The sequence below is a fragment of the Roseomonas aeriglobus genome, assembly GCA_016937575.1.
Taxonomy (GTDB): Bacteria; Pseudomonadota; Alphaproteobacteria; order Sphingomonadales; family Sphingomonadaceae; genus Sphingomonas; species Sphingomonas aerigloba.
In genome coordinates this window covers 48,048-64,758 of record JAFHKN010000004.1, presented here as the reverse complement: position 1 = coordinate 64,758, position 16,711 = coordinate 48,048, and the positions used below count along the sequence as shown (strand labels likewise).

Sequence of the window (16,711 nt, the reverse complement as noted above, 5' to 3'; positions counted from 1 at the left end):
TTTGATGTAGGAAAATGGGTGTCTAGGCCATTCCTGCAGCGAGGCAATTTATGCCACGGACCACACCCGCCGGGAGCGATGATAGCGCGCCGGGATTTTCGTTTCCAGCGATCGGGCGCAAGAAGATCACAGCCGCGTTCGACGGAGGTCGGCTCACCTCGGATGGCGGTGTTCTGCTGCTGGCACAGGCCGAGCGCGCGATGGGGCTTTGCCGGCGGCTTGCGGCTTGCATTGCCGATCCGCGCGATCCTGCGCGGGTGATCCATCGCCTTGATGACATACTGCGTGCCCGCGTGTTCGCGATCGCGTGCGGCTACGAGGACGCCGATGATCTCGACGCTCTGCGTGACGATCCGGGCTTCCGCCTGGCGCTGGGCAAGCTGCCGGGATCGGGCGCGGGGCTGGCCAGCCAACCAACGATGAGCCGGTGGGAAAATGCGCCGACCACACGCGAGTTGGCCAGGATGATGTCCGCGATGATCGACATCTACTGCGCCAGTTACGATTGCAAGCGCCTACAGATACAGGCGGTTGTAGAGGTGATGAACACTTCGACCGTACCTTTCGCGCTCGCGGTCGATGACGTCCCGATCATCCTGATGGACATGACGCTGATCCTGGAGGACGCCGGCTTTCGCTGTCATGAGGCGATGGACGGCGATACCGCGATCGTGCTGCTGGAGGAGCAGGCCGACAACACCATCCTGCTGTTCTCCGATGTCGAGATGCCGGGATCGATCAACGGCTTTGCGCTGGCGCGTCATGTCGCACAGCACTGGCCCTGGATCGAGATCGTGATCGCCAGCGGCAATATCCGTCCCAATCCGGGTGACATGCCCGAGAAGGCGACGTTCATCCCGAAGCCCTTCTCGGCTGCGATCGTCCACGAGCACCTCCGCAGGACGCTGCCTGACGGCAAGAAGCCCGCGCCGCTGAAGAATGCGGTGACGACGCCGGTTCAGCCGGGAGCCTGAGCCACCCCTGCCGAGGCGAGCAACTGCGCGTCGGTCGCGTCGCGGTTGTCGATCCACCATTTGGCGTCCGCGATGCCGAGCAGCGCCGCGCCGGTTTCGACGCTATCGAGAGGTTGATCCTTGCGCAGCAAGGCGATCCGTTTCGCGCGAATGGTCGTTGCCCAGCTGACCTGTCGTTCCGAGCCGTTGAGCGGCGCCAGCGACAGATGGGCAACGGCTTGTTGCGAGGCCGCGGCGTCGCGCTCGTTCTCTTCCTGGCGCTGCTTGCGGTAGCACGCGCCGCAGACCGTCGTGCGCAGCCAGGTGGCCTTGCGCTCCTGCTGCGACGCGAACCCGGCAATGAAATGGGTTTGCTCATGGCCGCAGGTGTGGGTGATGCGATGGTCCATGACGTTCAGCCTGTCATATGGGCCGGATTTGTTCCAGCGGGATTGAGTCGAGCCGTTCGGTTCCGGCGACCGATGCTCGCGGCATGAAGATGGCGATCACGACCCGAGTGGGCTGCTCATCACCAGCACGGTCGCGCGCGCGATCGGCGCCGGCGCTACGCCGGCTCTGAAGGGGGCGACCGCCCCCCACCGCAGCGACTTGGCGACGGGGCGATAGCTGACCGGATGGATGCCATCCCGGCTCGGTTGCGCCCGCAGCGGGATGACGGTGTCGCCGAAACGTGCCGCGATCGACGTGACAATGGATGACGCGCGCAGGTCGTAGGGGGCAAGCCAGGCCACCTTGACGGCGGTGGTTCGCCGCCTGAGCGCAAGAAGGTTGGTTGGGAGCGCCGGACTGGCGGCATCGTTCGACCCGAGTGCGATGAGGGCGACGGTGGCGGCCGAAGCGCCCCTCACCCGCCGCTCGATCTCGGCCGAACCGGCACCCACGCGCGCATGAACCTCGCAGCGTATGCCCTGTGCTGCCAATGCCTGCGCCGTGCCGACCGCGGTGCTGTCGCCCAGGATCAGGCAGAAGGGAATCATGGCCGACCAGCCTGATGGGCAAGCGGTTTTCGTGGAGTGGTCATGTCGCCGTAGGCAAGTAGCCCGAAGATGGCGACAGCACAGCCGGCGATGCCGAACGCTGCGCGTGCCAGCCCGATCAGCCGCGCCTTGCGACCCTTGCGAAGGTGGTTCCACCCTCGATCGAGCGAGGTACGCCAGGACAGCCAGCCATCGCCGATATCGCTCGCGCCGAACATCGCGATGGGGATCGCGACGGCCAGCATGATATGCCGGATGTCGGCGCGGGCGATCACGATGGCGAGAAAGGTCGCGACCAGAATGAACAGCGCGATGGCGTTGATGACGCTGTAGAGCGGGCGCAGCCGAAAGATCCGACGCGAGGGCGCAGCGAGGTAGCGCACGATCGGACGGCGGCAGGTGTCGCAGACCAGCATGTGCTGCCCCAGCGGCCAGCGGCGCATCGCCTCATGGCAATACGGGCATTCGGGCCGGGGCAGGCTGATCATATTCATGCGACGTGGCCGACCCTGATCGCATCGGGAAGTGCAGCCCGGATCACGTCGGCGACGTCGGGCACGCAGATCCAGTTGGAGAATCTCGGGTTCCAGATCGCCTTGCCCTTGCACAACGCGGAAAGAACCTCCCTGCCGATCTCATCGTCGCGCGCGGCCCGGAATGCGATGCGGCCATCTGGCAGTGTCCGCTCGACGATCCCGGCGCATACCTCGATAGGTGCGCCCGCCTTGACGGGAACCGCCTTGGCAGGGGGCGATACCTCCAAAACGGTGCATTCAACCGCTACCGATGTGGAGGGACTTTGCGCCGGATGAACAGTGACAGGCTCTGCCTCGACGTACGGCGGCAATTCCGGCACAGACGCGGCCTGGACGATGGGCATGTTGATCGGCCCAGACGGGTCGCCGGTATGAGACGTATCGGCGGCGTCCGTGCTGTCAGGAACGATGCCGAGGCGGGTATAGATATCGCCCTCCTGGACATGGTCGGCGATGAGCTGGTCGGCGATCTCGACCATCTGCGCGGCGGTGACGCCGGTCGAAAACATTCGTCCCAGGGGCGATGACCCGCCGAACGGCACCCAGGCTTTGTAAAGGTTGTCGCATTTGTAGATCGGCTCGTCGCTGCCGATTTTGGAACGGTCGATCATCGCGGTGGGCGGAACGGACACGAATACGCCGACCTCCGCGAACGCCCTGTCATGCCCTTTTCGCTTCAGCCACGCCTGCAGCACCTTGCGTTGTCGTTTGGCCTGTTCGACCGGATTGGGGATGTTCTGCGGCTGACGTTGCGAGCGATACCAGACCATCCATTCGCCATGCTCGTTCTTCGAGATCCGGCCAGAGTAGTTCTTGGATTCGAAGATCGAGGCGGTGCGCGACGCCCGCGACAGCAGGATATGATCGAACTGCGCGAACCCGCCCTGCCCGTCCGGCAGGCGCAGATCGTGGATAAGCAGGTTGCGGTCGTTGTCAGGCCCGAATTGGTGATCGAGCATATAGGCGGTCTCGCGCTCGCCCCGCATCCCCTGGCGATGGTTCCGCACCGTCGATCGCACGCGCTCGGGGAGAGCCGCGAACTCGTCGGACGCCATCACTTCGTCGGCAAATGCGATCTCGGCCGCGCGGGTCGATTTCTTGCGGATCATCGTTTCGGCGTTCCCGGATTTGGCTGCGGCAGCGGTTGAACCGCCTGCGCCGGTAGCGGCGCGGAGGCGGGAGGCACCATTGCGGGCGGCTTGGCCGGCACCAGCCTCGCCTCGAGCCGTGGCCGTGCATCCTCGATCAGCTTGCGGAACGCATCGAGCGTCGCCAGCGTGGTGATCTTGCCGATGTCGGTCGAGGCGTAGCTTCCACCGAGCGCACCCACGCCAAGGCCGAGCAACAGCCCACCGCCCACGACGCCGATATCCTTCTTGCGCGCCGACCCGCTGGCGACCGCTTCCTGGATGCCGGTGTTCACGTCGACCAGCGTCATCAGCACCTGGCTTTCGAGTGTCTTCGACTTGAGCCCGACCGCCCCGCCGAACACACCGCCGACCCCGCCCCCGCTCTCACGCGACTTGGCGTCGGAATAGACCACCTTCACCTCGATCAGATAATCCGCCTTGGTGACAGGCCGGGTTGTGGCAGTCCCGCCATTGATCGCGCGTTCGCGTTCGAGCGCGCTGAACGCCTCGCCGCGATCGGCGACGCGGAAGCAATTGGATCGCGCGATCATCAGCTTGACCAGTGGCAGCGCGTCGACGCGCGCGGTCGAACCGCCGTTCTGCATCTCCGCCATGCGCATGAGCGCCTGCAGTTGCGGCGACAGGCCATCGGCCGGGTTGGCGGCCTTCTCCTCAACCAGCGCGGCAACGCCGAGCGGCACCTGGCATTGCGGCACGGCGGTCGTCTCGTCGACGCCGGTGCCGCCCTGCCCCAGCTTCTGGGCGTGGGCCATTGAAGGTGTGACGGCCGCGAGCGCGGCCGTCACGACGAGCATGCGGGTGCGATCAAGCACCGGCGCCCGCCTTCTTCGCATGCGCTGCGGGATCGCAGATCCCGGCACGCTCCTCGTCCGCCGCAACTTTCTTCGCGGCTTCGTCACAGTCCTTGCAGTCGGGACAGTCCGCGCAGTCCTTGCATTTGCCGTTGTGAAGCGCGTGCGCGCGATAGCGCGCCTTCTTCGCCTCGACCTCGCGCGCGGCATCGGTGCCGGCATGACTTCCGGCGAAGCTCGCCATCGCGAGCAGGACCGGCGCCGACGACTGCGCGCTGGCGGCCGACGGCAAGGCCACGGAGAGGGCGGCAAGCCCCAGCGCGGCGATCATCTTCAGTTTCATCGTGTGTACTCCTTCCCTGGCCGTTTTCAGAAGAAACCGTTGCGTCGGCCGTCGCGACGGTCATCGTGGCGGGCGCTGCTGTCGCCCAGCGCCGAGCGCCGGACCTCCAGCTCAACCCCGTCCCCCTTGCGGCGAATGCGGACATCCTGCGGGGCGATGTTGTTGCGCTTCGCCCAGCGGTCTGCGTCGGCATCCGAGCCGAACTCGCCCATTTCCTCGAAATCCCAGTTGCTCATGTCTCCTGTCCCGGTTGATCGCCGTGCCGGCGCGCGGGGGCCGGTCCTGGCGGTGCGATGCGAAATCCCCGCGCGTGGATGAAGGACAGTGTCACTGGATCGAGGCCGGTTTGGCGGCGATGCGCCGGACCACGAGATTGCTGTCGGCCCCCAGACGAAGATCGAGCGTGTGCCCGACCCGTCGCGTGAACAGCATCACGCCGGCAACCTCGTCGTGCAGCGTGCCCTTGCCGAAGAAGGTCCGAGAATCTGCCCATTCGCGGCCGTGGATGAAGCGGACGCGATATTGGCCGAGCGGGGCTGGCACGGTGACACGCTCGAAGGCGCGGACATAGACCGACAGCCGGTTCTTCGCCGTCGCCGGATCGAGCAGCTGGACGATGCTATTGTCTGCCGCACCCTGAATGGTCAGGTGGCTTCTGACGGTTCGCAGGTCGACGCTGGAGGAGACGGCGACCGTTCCCGATTCCGGAAAACCGGTGTTCGTCCCCACGATTGACGCGAACAGGCTGGAGGTTGCGCGCTTGATCTGGCCCTGCCCGGCCCAGGCCGCAAGGACCAGTGCGATGGCAACACCGACGCCCAGCGCCTGCCAGTAAGGGGCCGGCGTGAAGCGCGGGCGGGGCCGCCATCGACCGCGCTGATAATCGTGGCCCCTGTTCCTGGCTTCGAACCACGACCCTTTCGATCCGCCAGATATCCAGCTCGCGCTCCCCAGCGGCACCGATTTCCTGAACCCGAAGCGGTTCAGCTCGACCCGTGCCTTGCGATCGTTCCATTGCGTCGCACCGGGATCGAGCCCCTGCCGCTTGCGGTAGCGATCGCGCATATAGTCGCGATCATCGATGCCCATCGACCACCTCCATCGACTGCGAGGGGAGAGCCAGGGGAAACACGTCCATTCTGGACAGCATCGCGTGATCGCGCAGCGAGGCCTCGACGGCGACAACCTCGCTCGAAGTCAGTCCAGGTTCGCGTCGTACGAACAGGATGGTCGACGCCGATCCTGCCAGCCAGCGCGCGATGGAGATCCTGGGCATCAGCCGGTCGTGGTCGGCGAAAGCGTGGGTCGCTCGTCGCACGCCGGCCAGCACGGTCATTCCCCAACGCAGGGCGTGACCGTTTCCAGAATCGTGTCCCGCCGCCTCTGCGACGGCTTCCGGCGGGAGATCCCGTATCAGATCGCGGACGGCCGAAAGGGTCGCACCAGGTTCATCGCCGGCATGCTGGATCGCGCGGAGCAGCACATAGCGCGAAGCGCAGGTGTAGCCCGAGCAAACGTCAGGATCGTCGGGAAGGAACGCTTCGATCGCGGACGAGCGTGCATAGTCGCTCGGATGGTCTGCGAAGAAGTCCCAGTTGCCGCGCGCGGGGTCGATCAGCTGGTCGCGGACCTGGTCGGCGAGTTCGGCGATCGCGTCGCCATCGCCGAATACCGCGAGCCGGCCCCCGTCACCGGCGCGGACCGCTTCAAGCGCCGCTTCCGTCAGATCCGCGGTTTCGGCGATCGTGAGGGTCGCGTGCGTCGGCTCGGGTTGGCGCCGGAAGCGAAAAGGGAAACTACCGTCCACCGGGCGTACCTTGGGTTGCGGGCGGAACGAAAATTCCACCATCGGTGTGAAGCGACGCGCTGACGATTCCGCATCCGACCGCCCAGGCGAAGGTGAAAGCCGCCACCGCGGCCGCCAGGAGTCCCGCCTGACGCAACCGGCGCGTCAGCGGGACGATCATGCGTGGTGCGGTTGACCGTGGCTCCACGGGCTTCCTGCGGGCCTGATGGCCATACTCGGCCGTTCCCTCGATCGCGTCGCAGGGCGGCGTGTCGAGCCGCGAGGTCCGACCGATGCGGGGAGGCCCGTGCATATAGTCGCGGTCGGCGAGGCTCATCGTGCTGGCTCGGACCGGACCCGGAGGGCACGCAGCGCGCGGGTGAGCGGCAGGAGTAAGACGTAGGTCAGGCCGAAAATCGCGGCCATCGCAAGCGTTTCGCCGCCCCAGTCGAGCGCATCGTCGCGCCGCGCGAGCTGGCTGCATTGCGTGAGCGTATGAGTGTCGAGGTCGCAGGCGTGCCAGTGCTTGGTGGCGATCACCTGGTCCCAGGTCGGTGGTGATGTGGTCATGCTCATAGCTCCAGTCCGATGTCCTTTTCGGGGTAGGGAAGTTCAGGCCCTTTGGGCTCGACCGGGACGCTGAACCGGGAGAGGTCGAGCGAGGGATCGGTACGGATGTCGATCTTGCCGCCGGTCGAGGGGCGGGCTGTATCTGCGCTCGGCTCGCCTCCGACTTTCTCCGGTCCGCGATCGAGGTCGGGCGGCAGCGAAGGGTTGAACGTCTCGCCCGCGCCGGCTTTCGTGGCTGCGCCGGCAGCGCCGCGATCGGGGTCGATCGACAGCGCGCCGGTGGTCTCGAGCGCCGAGGTCTTGTTGCCCTCGTTGCGCTCGATCGCGGCGGTCAGCTTCTCGCGGTCGTCGGTGAACAGCTGGATGTCGTCGCGGACGCGCGTGACGGTGACGTTGAACAGCCGCTGGTTGGAGAGGTTCGATTCCCTGTGGCTCATCACCGCGATCGCGGTGTCGGTGGTGATGCCCTGCGCCGCGTGCATGTTGAGCGCGTAGGCGAGGCTGATCCGCTCCATCATCGGATCGCCCGCCTTCAGCTCGTGGAGGGTGCCGTCGCTCGCCTCCACCTTGATCCCCGACGGGTCGGCCGAGACGACGCGGGCGATATCGTTGTTGTTGAGGCCGCGGTCCTTGTCGTTCTGGGTCCAGCGGATCTTGTCGCCCTCATGCAGCTTGATCTGCTCGCGCTGGGCGAGCTGCATCGCGTCGGTCTTGTCGACCGGCGATATCTTCTGCGGATCGAAGGTCCGTACCCGGTTGCCGATCTGGACCTGAACGCGCCCCTTCGCGTCGACGCCGAGCACGTCATAGGTGCCGGGGCTGAGGCCGAGCTCGCGCATGGCATGGCGCAGGTCGATCACCTGGCCGGGCTTATAGGTATGCGCGTAGCGGAGTTCCTCGCGCGTGACGTTGACCTTGTCGAGGACCGGGGTGACGACGCCGTCCCCTTTCAACGTGCCCTCCGCGGCGAGGCCGTCCTGGATGCGCACGTTGAGCTCTGCGCGCGCGACGCGGCCCGACGAGAACATCGCGGTGGTCTCGCGCTGTTCGGGGGTTAGGCCCAGCCAGTGTTCGGCCGCGGCCTTCACATGCTCGGGGTTGGCGGTGACCTTGTCGCCGAGCATCGCCATCGCCTCGCGCACCTCGCCGCGGTTGGTCAGCGCGGCGACGGTGCGCAGCTGCTCGGTGCGCTGGCGCAGATTCTCGTCCATCCGCGCCAGCGTGATCCCGCCGGCCTGCGCGAGCGCGAACGCCTTGCCGGCGTCGACCGCGGTGATCTGCTGGCGATCGCCGATCATCAGGAAGCGATCGACGCCGAGCGCATTGGCGATGCCGACCAGGTGCTTCATCTGCTCCGAGCCGACCATCGAGGCTTCGTCGAGGATGAGCGTGGTGCCGGCGAGCGCGTCTCGCGCGCCGTCATAGCCCGCGCCCTTCCCAGCGAGCGCGTGGCGGGCATAGCTGTGGACGAACGAGGACACGGTGCGGCTCTCGATGCCGGCTTCGGCGCCGAGACGATCGGCGGTCGCCTTCATGAGCGCGAGACCGACCACCTTGCCGCCTTCCTGCTCGACATTGCGCGCGACGCTCGCCAGCATGGTCGACTTGCCGGCGCCCGAGACGCCCTGGACCGCGACGATGCGATCGGCGGAAGTGAGCGCCATCGTCGCGGCCGCCATCTGCCCTGCATTGAGTTCCTTGTCGCCCGATGCGGCGTTGATCCGCTCGATAACGGTGTCGGCGGAGACGATCACCCGCCCCTCCCCCTTGCCGCGCTCGATCTCTGCAAGGATGCCGCGCTCCGTCGCGAGCGCCTCGGGCGTCGTGACATGGGTGACGACGCTGTCGATCCGGTCATCCTTGCCCGGAATCAGCTTCTCGTTGCGGATGAGCTCGGAGACGCGCGCGTCGACATGCGCGGCGGTGACACCCTTCAGCCCGAGGTCGAGCGCGGTCCTGGTGATGTCCGGCACCGCGAACGCGGCTTCGCGTTGGGCATGGATGCGGATCGCGGAGGCGACGGCGTGCTGGGCGCGCAGATCCACCGGCGCGATGCGCAGCCGGTCGAGGCCGCTGGCGACGAGCGGATCGGCGGGTCGGAATAACTCGCCCAGGCTTTCGCGGAGATTGGCCAGGACGTCACCGAGGCGCTCCATCGGTCGTGGCTGGGCATCGAGGCCGCTGGCGCCAGCACGCTCGCGCGCGGCATCGACCAGCGCCTTGCCGTCGAACCCGAGCGCGGCCGCCCGGTCGCGCCACTCCTGACGCAGGGCATCGCGATCCTCGACGTTCAGCTTGGCGTCGCGGGTATTGTTGGTCACCTTGCGCAACGCCTCGGCGGAGGTGACACCGAGTTCGCCGGCTTTCGCCAGGATATCGGCGCGCCGCTGGCTGAAGGTGTCGATCACCTGCTTGGGCACGCCGGCGATCTCGAACTGGCCGTGCTTGCCGGTGACGCTGGTCTCGTAGCCGATCTTCGCCAGCTCGGCGCGAAACTGCGCGTGGTAGGCCGCGCCGATGGTCGTGTTGTTCTTCCACAGCTGCTGGTTGTGGAGCGCCTGCCATGCCCCGTTCGCCATCTTGGTCATGTTGGCGATCAGGACATGGATGTGGCCCTGTGGATCGAGCGCGCGACTCGTGTCGTGCTGGAACAGCGCATAGACGAGGTTGCCGGTTCGCACCGCATCCCCTGACCTGGACTGATCGTAGGTGCGGCCTTCGGCGAAGGTCTTCTCGACCCATCCCATCGTCGCCTTTACGGCGTTCATATGCGCGGTGAGGACACGGGTGTCGCCAGCGACATAGGCCATTACGCTGGCGGACTTCGGCATCGAGAAGGTCAGGTCGACACCGAGCCTGCGACCCTCGACCTGCCCGACCTTTTCGCCATCGGGCATCTCGCCGTTGAGGATCTTCTCGAAGTCTTCCTTGGTCACCTCGCCCTTGAGGCCAAGGTCGGCCGCGCCCACCCCGCCCCAGGCGGTCGCCTCGGACGAATGCTCGGCGGTGTAGTAATCGTCCTTGGCGAAATACTGCGCCGCGCCGGAGGCGGACTTGACGGAAGCGACCGACAGCATCGGCTACATCCCCATGTCCATGTCGTCATCGATCTCCGGCGAATGATCCGGGCCGTGATGACGATGGTGGTGATCGGGGTCGCGCTGCGTCGCAAACCCATCGCGCAATTCGCGGGTCGCCTGGTCCTCGTGGCGATCGGCATCACCGCGATCGGACCGGCTTTCCGGGGCATGGCGTGACGCCTCGCCGCGCGTCGGATCCACCCCGCTCTGCGGACCCGCACGGTTCTCGATCGGGGACATGCCCATGCCGCCGAGTTGGGCATCCAGACTGGATGAACCTCCCGTCACAGGCTTGGAAGGTTCGCCCCCGACCCTCGTTGCGGCATCCGACGCGCGGACGGCATCGACGCCGGTCGGGCTGCTGGCGACGCCCTTGCCGGTTATCTGATCGATCACCACCGGCAGCGACCCGGTGACCTCCATCGCCGCAGCCGCCTTTTCAGCCTCGCTACGCGCCTTCTCGGGCTGCGAGGCGGTCAGGTCCGGCTCTTGCCTTTCCTTCGCCTCCACGCCCCCCACAGGCCGTGTGGGGGTATGCTCGCGGCCACCCTCACCCCCCTCATCCGCGCCATTGTTCCGGGTGTTCTGACGACGCCGGTCTTCCGGCGAGACGTATTCGGTAGGCTTGAAGTTCTTGCGGGGCACCGCCCCCGGCGCGACCTCGGCATAGGAGCGGTATTTGAGTTCGATCCGCGCAGCAGGAAATCCATCGGGAAACTTCACGAAGCCGTGGAGCGACGGCAGGTTGTTGATGTCGTCGGGGATGACCAGCGGCTCGATCGCCGTGCGAGGCGTGAGGGTCGAGGCGTCGCGGGTGTTGTTGTAGCCGTAGCTGTAGGCCTCATCCATCTGGCGGACCTCGCGGCTGCCGATGAACTCGGAGCACTTTTCGGCTGTGGTTCGATCGGCGGTGGCGAGGATCAGCTTGGTGCGCGCAAGTCCGGTGAGCGCGGTCGCGTTCTGCAAGCCATAGGTCGCGACCAGCTTGTCGAACGAGTGGATCCCAAGGACGAACGCACCGCCGAAGTTGCGGGCCGACTGGAGGCCATGCTCGATACCAGGAAGCGCGTGAAGCGCATGGACTTCGTCAAACAGATACCAGGTCCGCAGGTCACGGGTCTTGGGCAGGCGCATGAGGTTGTTGACGGCCAGATCGATCCACAGCGTGAACAGACCGCGGGTCATCTCGAGGTCGTTGTACGAGCCGGTGATGAACATGATCGAGCCGTCGCGATTGTCGGTCGCGATCCAGTCGCGGATCGAGAAGGCGGGCGGGCCGCCCGGGACAGGGTCCGGCATGAAGCGTAGCGCCTGTCCGTTGACGTTCAGAACCGAGCGGATCGATTCCGCCATGCGGGCGGCTTTCTCGGTCGTCAGCGGGGCGGCGATGGTGTCATCGAGCTTGGCGTTGATCGACTTCAGATCGGCCTGCATCAGGTGGTGCGCGATCGCGGCGTTGTTCGCCTCACCCATCTCTTGAAGCTTCAGGCACATCTCGATGAAGAGCATCCGCGCGGCGTTCTGCCAGAACGGTTCCTTGTCGTCGGGATGCGAGGGAATGAGGGCCGATGCGGCCGAAACGAAGTCGGCATAGTTGCGGCATTCGTCGAACAGCGTCCACGGCGCGCAACGCTCGTCCATAGGGTTGAGAATGACGTCGGTTTCTGGGTTGTAGAACGTCTCCACGAACACGCCGGTCAGGTCAAAGATGACCGCGCGATGACCGCGCGCGCGAAGCTGCGAGACGTGGCTGCGCAGCTGGGTCGTCTTGCCGGTGCCGGTGGTGCCGATGAGCATGGTATGGCTCTGTTCGAGCCGCCACGGATAGGGGATGCCGGCGATCGTGTATGGAACGTGGATGCCCCGGTCGATCCGATCGAGGATCGGAGCCTTGGCGACGAGTTCGGGGACGTACGGCGGATCGTGTTCGGCGCACTCGGTGCGGAACTTGCGCCGGTTGTGGCCGCTGACAGTTTTGACGAGCACGTCACGCTCGACCAACAGGGCGCCGCGGTTGTGGCGTTCCTGGAGCATGTCGCTGCCGCGCTTGTTTGCCCACATGATGAACCACATGATGATCGGTGCTGCGATGAAGGCCGACATGACGAGTGTCGTCAGGAAGATCTTGACCGTCTTCGCCCAGGCATGAACGACATGGGGTTCGTAGGGGACGTAGCCGATCGGAACCTTGGTCACGATGCCGTTTCGCAAGGTCAGGTTGATGAGGTGGAATTTGTCCCCGCCGACCCACGTCCAGATGGCGGAATAGAGCTTCATCAGGTCGAGCTGGAACTCATGCTCGGCGAGGCCCAGCCAGACGAAGATATTGAACAGGACGATGAACGTCCCCAGCCATATCCAGATGGGCACCTGGAGGCCCGCCCAGGTCATCTTGTACTGACTGGCGAGAAGCTGCGAACCGCGGGTGAAATTGCCCGAGTTGCGGGTGATTCGCCCCCGCGCGGAATGGTGCTTTACGGTCGCCGCCTGACCGTTGAACCGGATGTCGCCGCTACGCATGGAACGTCGCCAGGCGCTCCTTCGCGGCTTCGCGAAGCTGGGGTACGACGTCGCCGTGATCGCGTGTGATAATCACGTCGATCGCCGCCTGCATGTACTCGAGAACGAGGACCGCACGGGTGATGTTGAAAGTATGCTCGGCCTCAGCGAAACGGATACCGAACATAAGCGCAGTGCGCGCGGCCTCAGACCGGGAGCACGACCGTTTCGCGGCTACACGATCAAGTGCCGCAATCTCTTCAGACGAAAGTCTGAAGGCTATCGTCGAGTTAGACATTCACCACCCACTTGAAAGTGGCTGGTGGGGTTTTCGGAGAGTGGAAAATACTACAGCCTGGTCCCGAGGTATAGAGTGAAAACGCATTCACTCTGCAAACAGGGATTTTCGCGCGTTCTCAAGCGCTTAGGGGAGAACCACCAAGGCGTTTGCAGGGGCAAACATGTTTGCCCCTGCAAACACCGGAAATTACAGACACTTAACCTGCGGCGTGCCGCGTACGGTGTGCAAATCCTTAGGGACTGTCGCGGTGGTGGTGGCATCATGGCTGGATGTCCGATCATTGGACTGGGTTCCGGGAGAGTAAGCGCCGCAGGCAGGCGACCACCGGACTGGACCGAAGGGTATTGGGCGGAGCAATCCCGCCCCACGACGGACCTGGCCGAAGGTCAGTGTCCGTCGCCTCATGCTGGTCCGGTAAAGCCGGACCAGCGAGCGATTATGAGTGTCGCTATTGTGCCGGTGGAGCGGTGCTGGCATCGTGGGAAATGGAGGCCGATCCACGATCAGAAAAGGCAGGTCATATGGCACGGAGTATCGAGCAGGAACGGGCACAGCTTGAGGCGGACGAACAGCGGCTCAACGAACGCCGCAAGCAACTGGCCGATCGTGAGCGTTCGGAGCTGCTGAAGGAGGTGGAACGGTCGGGGTTGATGAAGGCCGATCCTGCCCAGTTCAGCGCGATCATTGGAGCGATCAAGAAAATCGGGATCGCCGAGACCGTGAAGCGCCTGACCGCGTAAGCGGGTCAGCGCGAAAGCGGGCTCAAGCCCATCATGCAAATAGAAGGGGAGCTGCCGTTAGGCGCTCCCCTTTTCAATGCTTGAGCTGAGCTGGCGACGCTTCGGTCCATTCAGGCAAAAGAATGGGGAGCATCGAGGCGAAGCCCGATGCCCCCCGACGCGATGGCGACTGGAGGGAGGCTATCCCCAGACCATGCGTATCCCGTCACTCGTGTCGGCCTGAGCAGCGAGTGTGTCGAAGCGTTCGAGGTAACGACCATCGAGGCGACCAAGGTCGCGGCGAACATAGGGCTGGCCGAGTGTCTCGCGTAGTTGCCCGATGGGCATGCTCCCGCAATTATCGTCCGAAAGTCGTAGCGCATCGAGGACGTGGAAGGCGTTGCCGTTCGCGAGATTGATCTCCGCTGCGCCGTCCGGGGTGCTGGCGACGCGCATGGTAATCGTGCGGGTCGCGTCATCGCGCCAGAAACGCACGTTGAGGCCACGGAACTGGGCTTCCTCGACCACGGCGATGACACCCACATCATGATCGAAGATCGCGCAGATCGACGCAAGTGACCAGGGGCACACGCGGGCTTCGAACGAGCAGGACACGAGGGGGTCATCGTCCTCGTATTCGAGCAGGTGGCCGCGCTCGCGGGCGAAGGCGCGGAACGCGGCAAGCTGGCGGGCGGTGATGACGGCGGGTGCGGCATCGGCTTCCCGATCGACGCTGAGGAAGAAGGTGATCGACATGGTCTGTCTCCCATTGGAACCATCATCTCCGGTTCCCCTCCCCCTTCCGATCCGTCAGGATCGGCATGGTCGATCATCCTGCCACGGGGTCGGTCCGCAGGACCGGGTGCCCGAGCGATGCGTAGCTGGTGCTCGCAATGCGCAGGCATTGCGGCACCGCGAGCGAGCCGGGCTTCGGTCGGACCGCGCCGGTCGATGCGTAGCGAGCGCGACACGCGGAGGCGTGGCCGCGATGCGAGCGAGACGGGCGCGGTCGATAAGCTAGCGCGATCGCCACCGCGATGCGTAGCGAACCGGCGATCCGAAGGGATCGCCGTGAAGCGAGCGAGCCGTGCCGGTCAGCTCCTGCCCGATGGCATCGGCACGGTGCGATGCGCAGCGGCAGCGCAGGCGATGCGACGGCATCGCCGCGCCCGCCAGCGAGCCGTGCCGATGCGGCAAGCGACATGCCGGGTGAGACGCGCCGGTCGATGCGTAGCGAGCGCGACATGCGCAGGCGTGGCCGCGATGCGAGCGAGACGGCGTGGCCGATCAATGGGTGCGATCGGCACGGCGCGATGCGCAGCGGCAGTGCAGGCGATGCGACGGCATCGCCGCGCCCGCCAGCGAGCCGTGCTGATGCCGCAAGCGTGACGCCGGTTGAACCGCGCCGGTCGATGCGTAGCGAGCGTGACACGCGCAGGCGTGGCCGCGATGCGAGCGAGACGGCGCGGTCGATAAGCCAACGCGATCGGCACGGCGATGCGTAGCGAACCGGCGATCCGAAGGGATCGCCGTGAAGCAAGCGAGGCGTGCCGATTGGTGTTCAACGACGATCGCCAGTCGTATCGGCCGAGGCGTAGCGCGCTGGTCATCGCATTCAGCGATGACCGCAAAGCGAGCGAGGCGATGCGACGGGTGTCGGTATCGACCCCGGCACCGGCGAGGCGTAGCTGGCAGTGGCAATGCGACGGCATTGCCCTGCCGCGAGCGAGCCGTGCCGAGCGGGCAACGTGGCGTGATCGACCGCAAGGTCAGTCCCACGCGGCGCGATGGGGCTCGATGCCTCGGAGCGCCGCCCAGGGCGACGTAAAAAAGGGGAAGGACTCCGGTTTCCCGGAGCCCTTCCGTGAGTGCGTCAGGCGCGACGGCCGCGCTGGCTGGGCTGCACCGGCGCCTGTCCGTCCTTGCGGAAGACGTGGAGCGGTACGCCGGCGGTTCGCAGCTTGCGCGCGAAGTCGATCTGGACGCCCGATCCTTCGCAGACGATCGCTTCGACGGGACGCAGCGAGGCGATGCGGTCGTTGCGCAGGAACCCGCCCCGGTTGCCGTGGCGCTTGTCGAGGAACATGCGCACCAGCTTGACCTCGCGCGAGGCCGCCCACGACGCTGCGATGGCGTCGGCACCCTTGTTCATGGCGGTGGTCATCAGGACCATCGACGGGATGCGACGCTTGATCTGGTCGAGGCGTTCGAAGAGCTGCTCGTGGTCGTGCCATTCCATGCCGCCCGAGAAGGCGACAATCGGGCCGCTCGGGTTGTGCTCGTCCCGACGCTTTGCCGCGCGTGCCGCCAGATAGTCGGCACCGTCGATCATCGAGGCGGTCAGCTTGGACGACACCCTGCTGCCGCGGACGGTCGAGAAGGGCCGTCCGGTCTCGACGCGATACACGTTCCCGGCGTGGTCCCGCATGCAGCGCATCGCCTCGGCGCAATTCTCGAGGGTCTGGCAGAGCAGCTGGGTCTCTTCGAGCTCCACCGCGTAGATCTCCGAGGGGTCGTAGCTGCGCACCAGGTCGCCCAGCTTCTTGGCGGCGTCATCCTCCCGCCCCTCGATGCGCTTGGCCACCATGTGGAAGCTGTTGACGAAACCCCATGCGAGATCGGCGGCGAATTCTTCCATGCGGGTGTCGCGGAACACGTCGAACATCGTCGCCAGCATCTGCTCGACGGCGTGCGCGGCCTGCTCCGGGTCGGGCATGTCCAGCTTTTCGGCTTCGCTGACGATGGAAAGCTTGGCCATCTCGCTCGCCTCGATGAACGCCCCCTGATAGGTCTCGGTGGTGTCCTCGTCGGCGCGGCGCTCGTTGATCGCGCGGCCCATGTCGTTGAAGTTGCTGTACTTGGTCATGATAGCCTCCATGAGTTGAAAATCTCACCTTCTCTCGGTGAGGAATCTCATCCGGCATGCGGCGGTCAGGGCGGTCAGGGACGTTAACCGGGAAGCCGCGGCCCGCAGGGTCGCGGAC

At 65.6% G+C, this 16,711-nt stretch carries 19 protein-coding genes and 1 pseudogene; 4 read left to right on the top strand and 16 right to left on the bottom strand.

Annotated elements, in window-relative coordinates:
* Nucleotides 1–50 precede the first annotated feature (50 nt).
* Together JW805_18885 and JW805_18880 are read left to right on the top strand one after the other, a co-directional pair.
* Nucleotides 51–503: pseudogene (locus JW805_18885) on the top strand (transposase).
* A 39-nt stretch (nucleotides 504–542) separates the two neighbouring features.
* The gene (locus JW805_18880; protein MBN2974070.1) at nucleotides 543–974 is read left to right on the top strand and encodes a response regulator; all 432 of its coding nucleotides are present in this window, start codon (nucleotides 543–545) and stop codon (nucleotides 972–974) included.
* Here the strand turns inward: JW805_18880 and JW805_18875 are convergent.
* The 14 genes from JW805_18875 to JW805_18810 form a co-directional block, all read right to left on the bottom strand.
* Nucleotides 959–1,363, bottom strand: coding sequence for a hypothetical protein (locus JW805_18875; protein MBN2974069.1), 405 nt, complete (start codon nucleotides 1,361–1,363; stop codon nucleotides 959–961). The genes JW805_18880 and JW805_18875 overlap by 16 nt on opposite strands.
* Before the next feature lie 96 nt (nucleotides 1,364–1,459).
* Complete coding sequence (locus tag JW805_18870) at nucleotides 1,460–1,951, bottom strand: hypothetical protein (protein ID MBN2974068.1); 492 nt, start codon at nucleotides 1,949–1,951, stop codon at nucleotides 1,460–1,462.
* A complete protein-coding gene (locus JW805_18865; protein MBN2974067.1) occupies nucleotides 1,948–2,445 on the bottom strand; it encodes a hypothetical protein in 498 nt (165 codons plus the stop codon). Before JW805_18865 ends, JW805_18870 begins: the two co-directional genes overlap by 4 nt.
* Complete coding sequence (locus JW805_18860; GenBank protein MBN2974066.1) at nucleotides 2,442–3,596, bottom strand: NERD domain-containing protein; 1,155 nt, start codon at nucleotides 3,594–3,596, stop codon at nucleotides 2,442–2,444. The genes JW805_18865 and JW805_18860 overlap by 4 nt, the downstream gene beginning before the upstream one ends.
* Nucleotides 3,593–4,450, bottom strand: a complete 858-nt coding sequence (locus JW805_18855; GenBank protein ID MBN2974065.1) for a hypothetical protein — start codon at nucleotides 4,448–4,450, stop codon at nucleotides 3,593–3,595. The genes JW805_18860 and JW805_18855 overlap by 4 nt, the downstream gene beginning before the upstream one ends.
* Nucleotides 4,443–4,760, bottom strand: coding sequence for a hypothetical protein (locus JW805_18850; GenBank protein MBN2974064.1), 318 nt, complete (start codon nucleotides 4,758–4,760; stop codon nucleotides 4,443–4,445). Before JW805_18850 ends, JW805_18855 begins: the two co-directional genes overlap by 8 nt.
* Nucleotides 4,761–4,798: 38 nt before the next feature.
* Entirely contained in the window at nucleotides 4,799–5,008 is a 210-nt protein-coding gene (locus JW805_18845) for a hypothetical protein (protein MBN2974063.1), read from the bottom strand.
* A 91-nt stretch (nucleotides 5,009–5,099) separates the two neighbouring features.
* Complete coding sequence (locus JW805_18840) at nucleotides 5,100–5,861, bottom strand: hypothetical protein (GenBank protein ID MBN2974062.1); 762 nt, start codon at nucleotides 5,859–5,861, stop codon at nucleotides 5,100–5,102.
* The gene (locus JW805_18835) at nucleotides 5,848–6,579 is read right to left on the bottom strand and encodes a hypothetical protein (protein MBN2974061.1); all 732 of its coding nucleotides are present in this window, start codon (nucleotides 6,577–6,579) and stop codon (nucleotides 5,848–5,850) included. Before JW805_18835 ends, JW805_18840 begins: the two co-directional genes overlap by 14 nt.
* Nucleotides 6,569–6,895 (bottom strand): hypothetical protein, encoded by a 327-nt coding sequence (locus tag JW805_18830; GenBank protein MBN2974060.1) that lies wholly within the window; start codon nucleotides 6,893–6,895, stop codon nucleotides 6,569–6,571. The genes JW805_18835 and JW805_18830 overlap by 11 nt, the downstream gene beginning before the upstream one ends.
* Nucleotides 6,892–7,134 carry a hypothetical protein gene (locus JW805_18825; protein MBN2974059.1) on the bottom strand — a complete coding sequence of 81 codons (243 nt, stop codon included), beginning with the start codon at nucleotides 7,132–7,134 and terminating at the stop codon, nucleotides 6,892–6,894. The genes JW805_18830 and JW805_18825 overlap by 4 nt, the downstream gene beginning before the upstream one ends.
* Nucleotides 7,131–10,205 (bottom strand): conjugative relaxase, encoded by a 3,075-nt coding sequence (locus tag JW805_18820; GenBank protein ID MBN2974058.1) that lies wholly within the window; start codon nucleotides 10,203–10,205, stop codon nucleotides 7,131–7,133. The genes JW805_18825 and JW805_18820 overlap by 4 nt, the downstream gene beginning before the upstream one ends.
* 3 nt (nucleotides 10,206–10,208) lie before the next feature.
* Nucleotides 10,209–12,728: a type IV secretion system DNA-binding domain-containing protein gene (locus JW805_18815; GenBank protein ID MBN2974057.1), complete on the bottom strand. Its 2,520-nt coding sequence runs from the start codon at nucleotides 12,726–12,728 to the stop codon at nucleotides 10,209–10,211.
* Nucleotides 12,721–12,894, bottom strand: a complete 174-nt coding sequence (locus tag JW805_18810) for a hypothetical protein (protein MBN2974056.1) — start codon at nucleotides 12,892–12,894, stop codon at nucleotides 12,721–12,723. The genes JW805_18815 and JW805_18810 overlap by 8 nt, the downstream gene beginning before the upstream one ends.
* A gap of 635 nt (nucleotides 12,895–13,529) precedes the next feature.
* Between JW805_18810 and JW805_18805 the strand changes: the two genes are divergently transcribed.
* Nucleotides 13,530–13,748, top strand: a complete 219-nt coding sequence (locus JW805_18805; GenBank protein MBN2974055.1) for a hypothetical protein — start codon at nucleotides 13,530–13,532, stop codon at nucleotides 13,746–13,748.
* Nucleotides 13,749–13,928: 180 nt separating this feature from the next.
* On the opposite strand, the gene JW805_18800 is transcribed toward JW805_18805, so the two are convergent.
* A complete protein-coding gene (locus JW805_18800) occupies nucleotides 13,929–14,483 on the bottom strand; it encodes a hypothetical protein (GenBank protein ID MBN2974054.1) in 555 nt (184 codons plus the stop codon).
* Nucleotides 14,484–14,854: 371 nt separating this feature from the next.
* Here JW805_18800 and JW805_18795 point away from each other — a divergent pair, with 371 nt between their 5' ends.
* Entirely contained in the window at nucleotides 14,855–15,232 is a 378-nt protein-coding gene (locus JW805_18795) for a hypothetical protein (protein MBN2974053.1), read from the top strand.
* A gap of 368 nt (nucleotides 15,233–15,600) precedes the next feature.
* Here JW805_18795 and JW805_18790 read toward each other — a convergent pair whose 3' ends face one another.
* Nucleotides 15,601–16,593, bottom strand: coding sequence for a DUF2493 domain-containing protein (locus tag JW805_18790; protein MBN2974052.1), 993 nt, complete (start codon nucleotides 16,591–16,593; stop codon nucleotides 15,601–15,603).
* Between the last annotated feature and the right edge of the window lie 118 nt (nucleotides 16,594–16,711).